This is a genomic window from Gluconobacter sp. (assembly GCF_047722525.1).
GTDB lineage: Bacteria > Pseudomonadota > Alphaproteobacteria > Acetobacterales > Acetobacteraceae > Gluconobacter.
Genome location: NZ_JBDNYY010000001.1, coordinates 355154 through 367803, shown reverse-complemented (window position 1 = coordinate 367803; position 12650 = coordinate 355154). Strand labels below are relative to the sequence as shown.

Genomic DNA, 12650 nt, shown 5'->3' with positions numbered 1-12650 from the left:
GAATGGCAGAATTATGCCATGACGAAGACAATCCCACCCTTTTCCGAACTGTCTTTCCCCCGGCCTGACGAGCAGTCGCTCAAGGCCCGTTATGATGCCATCGCATCCCTGCTTGACGCAGGGGACCGTGTCGAAGCCCTGCACGCTTTTGATGCGGTCCGACGCGAGTATGAATCCTGGGCGTCGCACGTTCACCTGCAGTTTTCGCGCAATACGCAGGACGAGACCGCCAAAGCCGACCGGGACTATGCCGACCGGCTCTCTCCGGTCGCAACCGATCATGAAGTGACGGTCAAGAAACGCCTTCTGGCGGACCCCGATCGCGAAGGCCTTGACGCTATCGTCACGCCGCATGTGGTGCGCCTCTGGGAGTCTGATACGACGACGTTCGATCCGCGTATCAGCACGGATCTTGAGGAAGAGGCGCGTCTCACCGGTGAGTACACGGCGCTTCTGGCATCGGCAAAGATTCCTTTCGATGGAAAAACGCTCAATTTATCCGGGCTGGTGCCTTACCTGCAGGGACTGGATCGGGACGTTCGTCATGCCGCAGAAAAGGCGCGCTGGACCTTTTTTGAGGAAAACGGAGCGGAGCTGGACGGGCTTTACGACAAACTCGTGGCCCTGCGGGATCGCATGGCAAAGACGCTGGGGTTCGAGAACTATATCGAACTTGGGTATCGCCGGATGCGTCGGACGGATTATGGCCCCGAACAGGTCGCGGCGTTCCGGGAAAAAGTCCTGGCGTATGTCACGCCGCTCATCAGTTCGCTCATGGAGCGTCGCCGCCTGAAAATGGGCTGTGACAGGCTGATGGCCTGGGATGAGGCGCTGATCGATCTGCAGGGCAATCCGGAACCCGCAGGAGATCATGATCTTCTGGTCTCGCGTGCGGAGACCATGTTCCGCGATCTCGATCCGTCAGGCGAGATGGCTGATTTCTATGTCCAGATGCGCGATCTGGGCTATCTCGATCTTAAAAACCGTGATGGCAAGGCGGGGGGCGGTTTCTGCACGTCTTTCCCGACTGTTGGAACGCCCTATATCTTTGCCAATTTCAATGGCACCCATAATGATATTGGTGTTTTCACGCATGAAATGGGTCATGCGTTCCAGAACTGGAAAAGTCGTGACCTGCCGTGGATCGACCAGCTCTGGCCCACCATGGAAGCCGCTGAAATCCATTCCATGGGTCTTGAGTTCCTGACCTGGCCCCAGATTGGTGAACTGGTCGAGGATGGCGCGGCGGATCGTTATCGCCGCATGCATCTGATCGATGCTCTGTCATTCTTCCCGTACGGCGTCTGCGTCGATCACTTCCAGCACGAAATTTACGCACATCCGGAAATGACGTCGGAAGAACGGCATGAGACATGGCAGCGGCTTGAAAAGCTCTACATGCCGTGGCGGGACTGGGGCGATCTGGACTATCCGGCAAAGGGTGGTCGCTGGCAGGCGCAGCTCCATATCTACCGGCTGCCCTTTTATTACATCGACTATGCGCTGGCGCAGTGCTGTGCGTTGCAGCTCTGGCTGGGCTCGCGGCTTGATCGGGAAGGGACGCTGGAAACCTATCGCAAACTCTGTGCGGAGGGGGGCTCGAAACCGTTCGCGCAGCTTGTGTCCGAAGCCGGGCTGACATCTCCATTCGAAGCAGATGTTCTGGCAGAAGTCGTCCATGAGGCCGAGCAGGTTCTCGCCCTCTGACAGTCTGGTGAAGCTCCGGTAAAAAGCCGGAGCTTCAAGAACTTATCCGCGTTTGTTCCAGTCGGAAATGAGGTCCAGAACGGCCTGCGGGGACATGCTTCTGGCATTGCCCAGAGCCGTGGAGCCGTCGCCGTTCAGAGCGTGACCATCAGGTGTGACGATGATGACGGTCGGAACTGCCTTGATGGTCACGCCATACCGGGCGGCCAGATCAAGATTCGTGTTGATGCGTCCCACATTGACCGGCACCACGACGAACTGGCTGTCCAGCCAGTGTGCGGCATCGGGCAGGGCGAAAATACCGCTGAGCATCTTGCAGTCCGGGCACCAGTTGCCGCCGAAATCGAGCAGAACCCTGCGATGGGTCTTCTGTGCCAGAGCGAAAGCCTGTGCCACCTGATCATGGGCCACAGCCGTATCGGGATACGGGGTGGCAACAGGAGGCGCAGACGTTTCGCTCAACCGGGGGGCTGGAATTGCCGCCACGTTCGTGGATGCGGCATGAGCGGGAAGAGTCGTGGTGAGCGCCAGACCGAGGCCGGCAGCGGCAAGAAGGGAGCGGCGCATGAAAAAGGCTTTCATTGATGTTGTCGTCTGCATGCCATAACGCAGAATGACAGGACCAGATGATTAAAGCTCAATTTCCATGAAAGGTCATGCGTTTGAAGAAACCAGCAGCACGCACGGATGGCGGGTCACCCCGGGAAGTCAGTGTCAGGGAAACCCTGATCCGTACCGTGACTCTTGTGGGGCTGACGCTTGCTTTCGCCTCGGTGTTCCGTTTCTGGCAGCCGGCGATCAGACTTGCGCAGCATGTGGCGGGGACATCCGTCTGGCAGGAACTCTATAGCCTGTTTCATATTGAATCCGGTCTTGGACGCGAACAACTGATCCTGACCGGCATCATCATTGTCTGTTTCCTTGTGGCGCTTGCCGTTCAGGCAATTGGCATCCTTATTTTTCAGCGAATCAGAAAACGCCGTCTCTGACAGCATTTCAGTTCTGGAAGGGACGCCGGAAAGCCGAGGCGGCCGCCAGGCACCAGGCGATCATGAGCATCGTCCCGCCATAGGGGGCGATCCGTCCGATCGAGATGGAGCCCAGTTTCATGTCGAACAGGGCCAGAAGGATGACGGGCACACAGAACAGCACCATGCCAACAGCCATGCACAGACAGGCCATGCGGATCAGCCTGGGTGACAGTCGGCTGGCATTGAGCGAAAGCAGGCAGAGGCCCAGCGCATGCCACATCTGTATTTCGACTGCGGAATGCAGCATGGCCCGCCCACCCGGAACCGCGAAAAGCCGGTCGGGCAGATGCGCGGACAAGGCACCCAGCATGACGCCCGACGCAGCGGACAGGGCAGCGAAAATGAAACTTCCCCGGATCGGATCGGGCATGCTGGAACGGACAGGATTTGCGGACATGCCATGAATGTATCATGTGTTGTCTGAACAGCGAATGAGAGACTGTCATGAGTGGAATGTCAGTCTGTCGCGGCCTGTCCTTCAGGGGCAGGTGCGTTTGAAAAAGGAAGCTTTGATGACTGTTTCATATCTCCGCCTGTGCATGTCCGCCGGCCTTCTTGTCGGTCTTGCCGCCTGTAATGCTCCCGATGCGCCGCCGGCTCCCGCTCTCCCCAGCGTGGCGTCCACCTACAAGCTGACCACGGCGGATGCGGCATTCATCCAGCAGGTTGATGAAATGGATCAGACACAGATCGCCATTGCCACCCTTGCGGCCACACACAGCAACAGCGATGTGATCAAGGCGTTTGCGACGACGGTTCAGGGTGACCATACGACAAACCAGAAGGCTGTCGCCAAGATCGCATCGGACGCCAACCTGACCGTGGCCGCCAAGATCGATGCAGCCGATCAGGAACACGTCGATTCGTTTTCCCACCTTTATGGTGCGGCATTTGACCGCATGTTCCTGCGCGACGTCGTGAGCACCCGGACGGCGGATCTCGGCAAGGCCATCACCACGGCCAAGGCCTCAGGCGGTACGCCCGATATCAAGACCCTTGCTTCGGACACGGACAAGATGCTCACGGATCATACGTCCCGTGCGCATGATCTGATGGGGGATCACACGATCCGTCATCACGCGAAGTACAAAAGAAACCGCTGAGCATCTTCAGGAAAGACGGAAAACGGGCATGAGCATCCGTATCGACAGGATCGTAACCCGTGGCGGCGACGGGGGGCAGACGTCACTTGGAGACGGAACGCGTGTTTCCAAGGCGTCCGATCGTATCGAAGCCATGGGCACTGTCGATGAGCTTAATGCCCATCTTGGTGTCCTGTGCTGTCACATGACACAGGATACCAGGACTGCCGGTCTCGGAGACGAGGTCCGGCAGATCCAGTCCTGCCTGTTTGATCTCGGGGCGGATCTCTGCATGCCGGATCCGGACCGTTCTCCCAGCCTGACGCCACAGGCCTGCGCATGGCTTGAAGTCCGGCTGGAAGATCTGCGCCAACACCAGCAGGAACTCAGAAGTTTTGTCCTGCCCGGTGGAAGCCCCGTTGCCGCGCAGGCGCATCTTGCAAGAACGGTTGCCCGCCGGGCCGAACGTCGGGTGGCCGTGCTGGAGCAGCCTCCGGCAGAAGCACTCCGCTTTCTGAACAGACTGTCCGATTACTTCTTTGTTCTTGCCCGTCATGCCAATAATCACGGTGAAACGGATATTCTCTGGTCTCCCGGACGCTGGCATCAGAAGAAAATATAAGCATCCGCCTAATGGGCTGATGACAGAATGTTCGTGAAGTGCTAGGAAACTTGCGTCAGAACGCTGGAGTTCCTCCAGACGAGTCGACTTTTCATATCCTTGTCAGGACATGTCGTTGCTGGGTGGGCCAAGGGCCCGTTCAGCTTTTCTGTCGTTTGGCAGACCTGTCCGACAGGGGAGAAATCTATAAATATCATATTGGCTGAAGAATACAGAATGCAGGACGAGCATCAGGTTAACGAAGAAGACAAGCTGCGGCAGGCTCTGGCCCGTCTGGGGGCAGGAGCCTCTTCCCGATCTCCCAACAAATCACGGCCTGTCACCCCGACAATGACCGAACGTCGCCGTCGCTTTGTCCGTGACGGACAGGTCGTGGTCGAACATCAGGGTGGCCGTGGCATTGCTGCGCGCAATCCCAGTCAGGAAGACCAGGAAGAAATCGAGCGTCTGCGCCAGTCGGTCAAGCGTGAGCAGCGCCGCTGGGAAGAAGCCGAGCGGAGCCTGACGGAAGTTCGGTCGCAGCTTAAGGCGTTCGAGACGCGCGAAGCTCACGCGAAGATCCAGATCAGCGAACTGAACCGCGAGCTCCGTGAAAATCAGGACGCGATCCAGACACTGAAGGCCTGTCTCCATCAGGCCCGTGAGCAGGCCGCGGAAGCCGCTCGTCGCACACCCCGTCCGGTCGGGCGTCCGCGCAAGGAAGCTGCTCCGGAAGCCGTGGAAATGGCAGAAGCGGCGGATGTGGCGGAGCAGGAACCCGTGCAGTGGTGGGTGAAGGCCTGACTACAGGCCTGTTTGTTTATCGTGACTGTCTGACCTGCCGTCCGAACCAGAGCAGGACGCCACAGAAGACGGCCCAGCCCAGCCCTGCATTCAGCAGGGCCGGTATGGGCAGTGCCAGTGTATCGGCGCTTCCCGTGGCACCGGCCATTGCTGCCAATGCCACGCCGATCAGGCTCTCTCCCACGATGAAGCCTGATGCGATCATTGTTCCCTGGTCCTTCGGGAAGCGCCGCAGCAGCCACCCGAGCCCCGCACCGATCCCGATCGTGACCGAGACATCTGCCGGAAGGTAGATGCCCATGCCGACGGCAAGCGGCGGAAGCGCCAGATTGCGACGGTGCAGCGCGATATCCAGCAAGACCAGAACTACGCCGATGGCAGCCCCGATTTCGAGCATCAGCCAATCGAGTTGATGGGTCAGAATGCCGGTGGCGATCGCGGCCATCAGGGCAGGCTGGGGGGCGGCCAGTGCGCGTGACAGGTCCATTCCTGCACTCGGCATCGCCCCTGCAAAGCCGTAAGCCTGATACAGGACCTGAAGCACCCATGGGATGACGACCGCGCCGACGGCACAGCCGATCAGCAGGGCGACCTCCTGTCTCCAGGGAGCCGCACCGACAAGCTGACCGGTCTTGAGATCCTGAAGATTGTCATTGGATACAGCGGCTGATGCCGTAATGGCAGAGAGCACGAACAGTCCGAAGGCAATGGCGATCGGGCGCTGTTCAACCGTGAGCAGCCCACTGCTTTCCAGTCCCCAGAGAGCGACAGAAATGGCGATGATGGCGATGATCCCGACGCCGGAAATGGGCGAGGACGACGAACCGATGATGCCAGCCATATAGCCACAGGCGCTGGCGACCAGAAAACCCAGCCCGAAACAGGCGATCAGGCCCAGAACGACCAGTGTGCCAAGGGCTCCCCCATGCGGCATGACAGGCCACAGGAAATAGCTGAACAGTCCGGCCAGAAGGACCGCAAGCCCTGCACACAGTCCGATCAGCGTCCGGGGCGCCAGATCGCGGTCACTCTCGTCACCAGTCGTCTGATGACTGACCGAGAGGGCCTCTTTCAGCCCCTGCGCCACGGGCTTTGCGAGAGCCAGCAGGGTCCAGATCGCCGCGACCGCAATGGTTCCGGCGCCGATGAAGCGGACCTTGTGCAGCCACAGACCCGAGGCTTCTGCGAGCGGAGTGGCGGAGGGGGCGAGGTGACCCAGAACCGGGACCATCACGCCCCAGGCCAGAAACACGCCCAGAAGCATGGCAATCCCGCCTCCGATGCCGACCAGATAACCGGTCCCCAGCAGGGCAAGCGAAAAACTCCCGTTCAGGCGGAAAGCCGATGATCCGATGACGGTGGCGGCGGAAAACCCGTCCGACAGAAGACGCAGTCCCGAAGTGGCAAAAGCGATGACACCGGAGACGACTGTGCCGAGGGTCAGCGATCTCAGGCTGCGGGCATCTCCTTCTGGCGAGGAGGCGCGCAGGATTTCCGCGCACGCTGTGCCTTCGGGATAGGGGAGGTCGGAGTTGCTGACGAGCGCCCGTCGCAGCGGGATGGTGAAGACAACACCCGTCATGCCGCCCGCCATCGTCAGCAGGAGCGTGATGACATAGGGAAATTCATGCCAGTATCCGACCATGATGAGGGCCGGGAGGGCTGCAAACACACAGGACAGGGTTCCGGCGGCCGAAGCCTGCGTCTGGACCATGTTGTTTTCCAGCATGGTCCCCCTGCCCATGAAGCGCAGGACGGCCATCGAGATGATCGTGGCGGGAATGGACGAGCCGAAAGTCAGGCCGATCTTCAGACCCAGATAGACGTTCGCTGCCGTAAAGACGACCGTGATGAGGGCTCCGAGAATAATTCCGCGGAGGGTCAGTTCGCGACTGTCCATGTGTTTCAGTTCCGAAATGATAGCGGGTACGAAGTGTTGCGCTCCGTCCGCGCGTCGGGCCGTTCATGCGACAATCGCCATTAGTGGAGCTGATTGCCGCTTTTGTCTGAAAACTGTCGGGCCGGGCGCTTTTTACTGGGTGTGGGAATGGAAGGCGACCGGAGCGAGATGCTCGCGATTGTAGCCCAGTTCACCGTGCGTCAACTGATAGCCAATTTCCAGTGTGTACGGGTTTTCCTGCGTCATGTTCTCGGTCGCCGGCAGGTCGATCAGACGCAGATTCGTGCGGACCGACTGCGTGCTGACATTGGCCGGAAAGCGGAAGCTGTCGGTGAAGACCTTCTTGTCCACGATCTTGCCGTCCCGCATGATGACGATGAAATACGGCACATCGATCGTGCTGCTGGTTGCAGCCGGACCACGGGTCAGGTTCATCGCAAGGCTCAGACGCGTGCGGACCGTCTGGTGGCCATGCGGACCATCCGGACCACGTTCGCAGTCCCCGGAGAGGGAGGCGATCTGGGCGTGGCTGACGAGACTGCCGATATCCGCGCTCTTGCCGTCATAGACGAACTGGTCCGCTGCCGAACCCGGAATGTCGAGCGCCGGGCAGGCGGGTGCGAAGAAACTCGGGTTGGATTCGTCGCAGCCGGCCAGACTCGAAAGTGCCACAAGGGCAAAAGCCGGAGCAAACAGGGGCGAGGCGAAGCGCCGGATGGCTGGCATCAGCTGAAGAAACTCCCAACAAAGCGGCCCGGACGTTGCGACGAGAGGCAATCCGGTCGATACTGGTCCTACATATCGAACTCCGCCCGCTTGGGGAACACCATGTCAGAACAGATGACTTTCGCTCCTTCCCGCACCGACGGTGTGGAAGCCCATAAAACCCTTCGCGTCCTGCTCGCCGGTCCGCGTGGATTCTGCGCCGGTGTGGACCGTGCCATCCGTGTCGTGGAAGAGGCCCTGCGCCGTTACGGCGCTCCGGTCTATGTCCGTCACGAGATCGTCCACAACCGGACTGTCGTTGAAGGACTGGAAGCCAAGGGCGCCATTTTCGTCGAGGAACTGGATGAGGTTCCTGAAGACGGACATGTCGTTTTCTCGGCGCATGGCGTTCCCAAGGCCGTGCCGGCAGAGGCGCAGCGCCGCAATCTGCTGTATCTGGATGCGACCTGCCCGCTGGTGTCGAAGGTTCATCGCGAAGCCGAGCGTCACTTCGCAGGCGGTGGCCCGGACCAGCGCCACATCCTGATGATCGGCCATGCCGGTCATCCGGAAGTGGTGGGTACGATGGGCCAGCTCCCGCCGGGCGCCGTCACGCTCATCAACGATGCGGAAGAAGCCCGCACGATCCAGCCGGAAGACCCGACCAAGCTCGCCTTCATCACGCAGACGACTCTCTCTGTCGATGACACGGCAGAGATCGTGGACATCCTGCGTTCGCGTTTCCCGCTCATCGAAGGGCCGAAGCGTGAGGACATCTGCTATGCCACGACCAACCGTCAGGAAGCCGTGAAGGCCATCGCGCCCGAGAGCGATCTGGTGATCGTGATCGGCTCGCCCAACTCGTCCAACTCGCAGCGTCTGCGGGAAGTGGCCGAGCGTTCGGGCGCGCGCCGTGCGCTGCTGGTGCCGAAGCTCGAAAACCTTGACTGGAGCGTCCTCGAAGGCGTGGAAACGCTGGGTATCAGTGCCGGCGCGTCCGCTCCCGAGAGCCTCGTGCAGGAAATGGTGACGGCTCTGGCCGAGAAGTACACGCTCAAGATCGAAGAGCGGATCGTCAAGGAAGAGAACATCAACTTCCGTCTGCCTGGCCCCCTGGCTGGCGAGGACGACTGATTTCTCATGGCCGTCTATACGGAACTGGCGGCCGAGACGCTCGAAGCGTTTCTTGGCACTTACGAGATCGGGACGCTGGTCTCGTTTCATGGCATCGCCGAGGGTGTCGAAAACAGTAATTTCCTTCTCCGCACCACGGAGGGGGATTACATTCTCACGCTGTTCGAGCGGCGTGTAAATGCCGCTGAACTTCCGTGGTTTCTGGGGCTCATGCAGCATCTGGCGGGCAGGGGGCTGAACTGCCCGCTTCCCGTATCGGATCGGGACGGCAAGGCTCTTCGAAGTCTTGCAGACCGTCCCGCCGCCATCACGACCTTTCTTCCCGGTATTTCTGCGACCCAGCTTGATGCGGGCCTGTGTCTGGAACTCGGCAAGGCGCTGGCCCGGCTGCATCTTGCCGGTGAAGGATATGATGCGGTCCGGCCCAATGCCCTGTCTCCGGCGGCATGGGGAGCGCTGCTCGAAAGCTGCGGCGAAAGCGGGGACGCTCTTTCCCCCGGTCTGACGGCTGAAGTCCGGAAGGCGCTTCAGAACGTCGAGGCCGCATGGCCTGCACCGGACGCTCTCCCGCGCGGGCAGATTCATGCGGACCTGTTTCCAGATAATGTCTTTTTCCAGAACGGGCAGGTCTCGGGGCTGATCGACTTCTATTTTGCCTGCACGGATTTTCTGGCCTACGATCTGGCGATCTGCCTGAATGCCTGGTGTTTTCGCGACGAAAAAACGTTCGAACCGTCTTTCGCGGCTGCCATTCTGCAGGGTTATGAAAGCATCCGTCCGCTCAGTCACGCAGAAAAAACTGCGCTGCCGATCCTGTGTCAGGGCGCTGCGATCCGCTTCCTGCTGACGCGGCTGTACGATTGGATCAACACGCCTGCGAATGCACTGGTGACCCGCAAGGACCCGCTGGCCTATCTGGTGCGTCTGCGTCATTTCGCGAGTGTAAACCATGTCTGAGGCATCTCCGGAACGGCCTCAGGTTGAAATCTGGACGGATGGGGGATGCAAACCCAACCCCGGTCCCGGCGGATGGGGCGCGCTTCTCGTCTGTCGCGGTCAGGAAAAGGAACTTCTGGGCGGCGACCCGGAGACCACCAATAACCGTATGGAACTGACAGCGGCGGCCGAGGCGCTGGAAGCCCTGAAACGGCCCTGTGTCGTGACATTGCATACGGACAGCGAATATCTGCGCAACGGCATTACCCGCTGGCATACAGGCTGGGTCCGGCGGAAATGGCGCAATGCAGCGGGCGATCCCGTTGCGAACATGGATCTGTGGCAGCGAATCCTTGAAGCCGCGAAGCCGCATGAGATCGACTGGCTCTGGGTGAAGGGTCATTCAGGTGACGAAAACAATGAGCGGGTGGACCAGCTCGCAACCCGGGGACGGGAAGAGCTCTGAAAAATGACGGTTTTTCTCAGGTCTTTGAAGAGAAACGAAAAAATCGACAAAAAAAGTTCATTTAGGGGCTTTACCGACCCCGACCATTTGGCTACATACCACCTCGCCGGTCCCGAATAGCTCAGTTGGTAGAGCAAGCGACTGTTAATCGCTGGGTCGTAGGTTCGAGTCCTACTTCGGGAGCCAGCCTTTCTTCGGAAAGCTGCTCCGGCCGCAAACAAAGCTCCCTTTCGGGAGCTTTTTGCATTTCTGGCCCTACTGTTCTTCCGGAAAGACGTCTTCCAGTCGATCAAGCGCCCACAGGCGCGGGAAAAGGCGGGCCCAGACGGCCGCCACCAGAATGGTGCCGACGCCACCGGCGATGACAGCCGCTTCCGGCCCGATTGCGGTTCCGAGCATGCCGCTTTCAAATTCACCAAGCTGGTTGCTGGAGCCGATAAACAGCGTGTTCACGGCCGAGACGCGCCCGCGCATCGAATCCGGTGTCGCGAGCTGGATCAGTGAAGAGCGGATCACCACGCTGATGACGTCGGATGCTCCGAGCACCATCAGGGCAACGATCGAGAGCCAGACCGTATGGGAGGCACCAAAGGCAATCGTCGCAACACCGAAGACCACGACTGCCACAAACATGATGAGGCCCGCCCGACCCTTCAGCGGATATCGTGACAGCCCACAGGACATCAGAAGCGCCCCGATGGCCGGAGCAGCGCGCAATAGGCCCAGACCGACAGGGCCCACATGCAGAATCCCGTCCGCATAGACGGGAAGCATCGCTGTTGCGCCCCCGAGCAGCACCGCGAACAGATCGAGCGTAATGGCGCCGAGAAGATCCCGTCGCCGATTGAGAAAGGATAGGCCGGCGAAAACCGATGCGAAGGTGACGGGTTCCTTCGCTGGAACGGTATGAAGCAGCCTGAGTGACAGGGTTCCTGCGAAAGCTGCTGCGAACCCGGCAGTTGAAAGCCCGTAACAGACGACCGGGCCAATCCCGTAGAGCAGGCCGCCTAGACTGGGGCCGACGATGGATGCTGTCATGAACAGGGAAGAGAGCAGGGCCTGTGCGCGGGGAAGAAGGGAGGGCGGTGCAATCGCAGGAAGAAATGCCTGCTGACAGGGCATCTCGAAACTTCTCAGAACGCCGTAGAATGCCGCGAACGTATAGATGGCACCTGTTGTCAGGACATGAAATGCCGCTGCGATCGCGAGTGCCGCCGTGGCCAGGATTTCGCAGGCCTGACAGATCAGGACGATGGTGCGCCGGTTGAAACGGTCCGCGACATGGCCGGCGACGAAGGTCAAGGGGAGCATGGGGAGGAACTGGGCCAGTCCCAGATACCCCAGGGACGCCACGTCATGGGTGAGGGCATAGATCTGCCACCCAATGGCGATCGTCATGGTCGTGGCGGAAAGCTGTGAGAAAATTCTTCCGACAATCAGGGACGGAAGGCCGGGGAGGGAGCGCAGGGCCGGATCAATCATTGCGGCACTTTAGGCATTTCCGTCTCTCAAGTTTATTGCAAAATTGCGAGACGGAAGGCAGAGGAAGAGCATGACAGCCAATCAAACTCCCAAAACCGTTCATTATGCGACCGTCACCTGGGACCAGCTCCATCGTGACGCCCGCCTTCTGGCCGCAACTCTCATGCAGAAGCATGGTCCTTTCCGTGGAATCGTTGCCATTACCCGTGGCGGCCTGATCCCGGCCGCCATTCTTGGCCGCGAAATGGGTTGCCGCCTGATCGAAAGCGTTTCGGTCATCAGCTATGCCGGCGAAGAAGGCACCCAGCACGAGCCCAAGGTGGTCAAGCCCCCTGTTGCCGCAGGTGATGGCGAAGGCTTCCTGATCGTGGATGATCTGGTGGATTCGGGTGTAACTGCCCGCATTGTCCGTGAACTGCTGCCCAAGGCCGTGTTTGCGTGCCTTTATGCCAAGCCTGACGGCAAGCCCTTCACCGATCATTATGTAACCGAAGTCGCCCAGGACACCTGGGTCCTGTTCCCGTGGGATACCGCACCGCTTTTCGTGCCCCCGCTCGTACGAAGCGAAGGCGAATAAAAAAACCCTCTTGCCTCAACCGGTCAGACATCCTAGGTTCCGGCCGGTTCGGGGCGTGGCGCAGCCTGGTAGCGCGCTTGTTTTGGGTACAAGAGGCCCCCGGTTCGAGTCCGGGCGCCCCGACCAGTTAATGGCCTCATTGATGCGCCCTTAGCTCAGATGGATAGAGCAACAGCCTTCTAAGCTGTGGGTCGATGGTTCGAATCCATCAGGGCGCACCAGCCA

General features: G+C 59.9%; 14 protein-coding genes and 3 tRNA genes. 12 read left to right on the top strand and 5 right to left on the bottom strand.

Annotated features, from left to right (window positions below; all coding sequences use genetic code 11):
* Positions 1 to 18: 18 nt before the first annotated feature.
* The gene (locus tag ABF859_RS01770; protein ID WP_415525530.1) at positions 19 to 1707 is read left to right on the top strand and encodes a M3 family oligoendopeptidase; all 1689 of its coding nucleotides are present in this window, start codon (positions 19 to 21) and stop codon (positions 1705 to 1707) included.
* 42 nt (positions 1708 to 1749) lie between these two features.
* On the opposite strand, the gene ABF859_RS01765 is transcribed toward ABF859_RS01770, so the two are convergent.
* Entirely contained in the window at positions 1750 to 2274 is a 525-nt protein-coding gene (locus tag ABF859_RS01765) for a thioredoxin family protein (protein WP_415525528.1), read from the bottom strand.
* 89 nt (positions 2275 to 2363) lie between these two features.
* Here ABF859_RS01765 and ABF859_RS01760 point away from each other — a divergent pair, with 89 nt between their 5' ends.
* Positions 2364 to 2696, top strand: a complete 333-nt coding sequence (locus ABF859_RS01760) for a hypothetical protein (RefSeq protein WP_415525526.1) — start codon at positions 2364 to 2366, stop codon at positions 2694 to 2696.
* Between the two features lie 7 nt (positions 2697 to 2703).
* On the opposite strand, the gene ABF859_RS01755 is transcribed toward ABF859_RS01760, so the two are convergent.
* On the bottom strand, positions 2704 to 3135 hold the full coding sequence (locus ABF859_RS01755; protein WP_415525524.1) for a DUF423 domain-containing protein: 432 nt from the start codon (positions 3133 to 3135) through the stop codon (positions 2704 to 2706).
* 115 nt (positions 3136 to 3250) lie between these two features.
* Between ABF859_RS01755 and ABF859_RS01750 the strand changes: the two genes are divergently transcribed.
* From ABF859_RS01750 to ABF859_RS01740, 3 genes are all read left to right on the top strand, one after another.
* Positions 3251 to 3841, top strand: coding sequence for a DUF4142 domain-containing protein (locus ABF859_RS01750; protein WP_415525522.1), 591 nt, complete (start codon positions 3251 to 3253; stop codon positions 3839 to 3841).
* Positions 3842 to 3869: 28 nt separating this feature from the next.
* Positions 3870 to 4442 (top strand): cob(I)yrinic acid a,c-diamide adenosyltransferase, encoded by a 573-nt coding sequence (locus ABF859_RS01745; protein ID WP_415525520.1) that lies wholly within the window; start codon positions 3870 to 3872, stop codon positions 4440 to 4442.
* Positions 4443 to 4658: 216 nt separating this feature from the next.
* On the top strand, positions 4659 to 5225 hold the full coding sequence (locus tag ABF859_RS01740) for a hypothetical protein (protein WP_415525518.1): 567 nt from the start codon (positions 4659 to 4661) through the stop codon (positions 5223 to 5225).
* 16 nt (positions 5226 to 5241) lie between these two features.
* Here the strand turns inward: ABF859_RS01740 and ABF859_RS01735 are convergent, their stop codons facing one another.
* Together ABF859_RS01735 and ABF859_RS01730 are read right to left on the bottom strand one after the other, a co-directional pair.
* Positions 5242 to 7125 carry an OPT family oligopeptide transporter gene (locus ABF859_RS01735; RefSeq protein WP_415525516.1) on the bottom strand — a complete coding sequence of 628 codons (1884 nt, stop codon included), beginning with the start codon at positions 7123 to 7125 and terminating at the stop codon, positions 5242 to 5244.
* Positions 7126 to 7257: 132 nt separating this feature from the next.
* Positions 7258 to 7851, bottom strand: coding sequence for a hypothetical protein (locus tag ABF859_RS01730; RefSeq protein WP_415525514.1), 594 nt, complete (start codon positions 7849 to 7851; stop codon positions 7258 to 7260).
* Positions 7852 to 7953: 102 nt separating this feature from the next.
* Between ABF859_RS01730 and ispH the strand changes: the two genes are divergently transcribed.
* From ispH to ABF859_RS01710, 4 genes are all read left to right on the top strand, one after another.
* Positions 7954 to 8964, top strand: a complete 1011-nt coding sequence (ispH, locus tag ABF859_RS01725; RefSeq protein WP_415525512.1) for a 4-hydroxy-3-methylbut-2-enyl diphosphate reductase — start codon at positions 7954 to 7956, stop codon at positions 8962 to 8964.
* Between the two features lie 6 nt (positions 8965 to 8970).
* Positions 8971 to 9921: a homoserine kinase gene (locus ABF859_RS01720; RefSeq protein WP_415525510.1), complete on the top strand. Its 951-nt coding sequence runs from the start codon at positions 8971 to 8973 to the stop codon at positions 9919 to 9921.
* Positions 9914 to 10366: a ribonuclease HI gene (rnhA, locus tag ABF859_RS01715; protein ID WP_415525508.1), complete on the top strand. Its 453-nt coding sequence runs from the start codon at positions 9914 to 9916 to the stop codon at positions 10364 to 10366. The genes ABF859_RS01720 and rnhA overlap by 8 nt, the downstream gene beginning before the upstream one ends.
* 110 nt (positions 10367 to 10476) lie before the next feature.
* Positions 10477 to 10552, top strand: a tRNA-Asn gene (locus tag ABF859_RS01710).
* A gap of 69 nt (positions 10553 to 10621) precedes the next feature.
* Here ABF859_RS01710 and ABF859_RS01705 read toward each other — a convergent pair.
* On the bottom strand, positions 10622 to 11848 hold the full coding sequence (locus ABF859_RS01705) for an MFS transporter (RefSeq protein WP_415525506.1): 1227 nt from the start codon (positions 11846 to 11848) through the stop codon (positions 10622 to 10624).
* A 70-nt stretch (positions 11849 to 11918) separates the two neighbouring features.
* Here ABF859_RS01705 and gpt point away from each other — a divergent pair, with 70 nt between their 5' ends.
* The 3 genes from gpt to ABF859_RS01690 all read left to right on the top strand — a co-directional run bounded on the left by gpt (position 11919) and on the right by ABF859_RS01690 (position 12646).
* On the top strand, positions 11919 to 12425 hold the full coding sequence (gene gpt, locus ABF859_RS01700; protein ID WP_415525504.1) for a xanthine phosphoribosyltransferase: 507 nt from the start codon (positions 11919 to 11921) through the stop codon (positions 12423 to 12425).
* A 49-nt stretch (positions 12426 to 12474) separates the two neighbouring features.
* Positions 12475 to 12551: transfer RNA gene (locus ABF859_RS01695), tRNA-Pro, on the top strand.
* A gap of 18 nt (positions 12552 to 12569) precedes the next feature.
* A tRNA-Arg gene (locus ABF859_RS01690) sits at positions 12570 to 12646 on the top strand.
* The last annotated feature ends 4 nt before the right edge of the window (positions 12647 to 12650 follow it).

Bases quoted from the DNA above. Each gene is read 5' to 3' on its own strand.
- ABF859_RS01730 (WP_415525514.1), bottom strand. From the start codon at position 7,851: ATGCCAGCCATCCGGCGCTTCGCCTCGCCCCTGTTTGCTCCGGCTTTT.
- ABF859_RS01770 (WP_415525530.1), top strand. From the start codon at position 19: ATGACGAAGACAATCCCACCCTTTTCCGAACTGTCTTTCCCCCGGCCT.
- ABF859_RS01740 (WP_415525518.1), top strand. From the start codon at position 4,659: ATGCAGGACGAGCATCAGGTTAACGAAGAAGACAAGCTGCGGCAGGCT.
- ABF859_RS01755 (WP_415525524.1), bottom strand. From the start codon at position 3,135: ATGTCCGCAAATCCTGTCCGTTCCAGCATGCCCGATCCGATCCGGGGA.
- rnhA (WP_415525508.1), top strand. From the start codon at position 9,914: ATGTCTGAGGCATCTCCGGAACGGCCTCAGGTTGAAATCTGGACGGAT.
- ABF859_RS01705 (WP_415525506.1), bottom strand. From the start codon at position 11,848: ATGATTGATCCGGCCCTGCGCTCCCTCCCCGGCCTTCCGTCCCTGATT.
- ABF859_RS01720 (WP_415525510.1), top strand. From the start codon at position 8,971: ATGGCCGTCTATACGGAACTGGCGGCCGAGACGCTCGAAGCGTTTCTT.
- ABF859_RS01760 (WP_415525526.1), top strand. From the start codon at position 2,364: ATGCGTTTGAAGAAACCAGCAGCACGCACGGATGGCGGGTCACCCCGG.
- ispH (WP_415525512.1), top strand. From the start codon at position 7,954: ATGTCAGAACAGATGACTTTCGCTCCTTCCCGCACCGACGGTGTGGAA.
- ABF859_RS01745 (WP_415525520.1), top strand. From the start codon at position 3,870: ATGAGCATCCGTATCGACAGGATCGTAACCCGTGGCGGCGACGGGGGG.
- ABF859_RS01765 (WP_415525528.1), bottom strand. From the start codon at position 2,274: ATGCGCCGCTCCCTTCTTGCCGCTGCCGGCCTCGGTCTGGCGCTCACC.
- ABF859_RS01735 (WP_415525516.1), bottom strand. From the start codon at position 7,125: ATGGACAGTCGCGAACTGACCCTCCGCGGAATTATTCTCGGAGCCCTC.
- gpt (WP_415525504.1), top strand. From the start codon at position 11,919: ATGACAGCCAATCAAACTCCCAAAACCGTTCATTATGCGACCGTCACC.
- ABF859_RS01750 (WP_415525522.1), top strand. From the start codon at position 3,251: ATGACTGTTTCATATCTCCGCCTGTGCATGTCCGCCGGCCTTCTTGTC.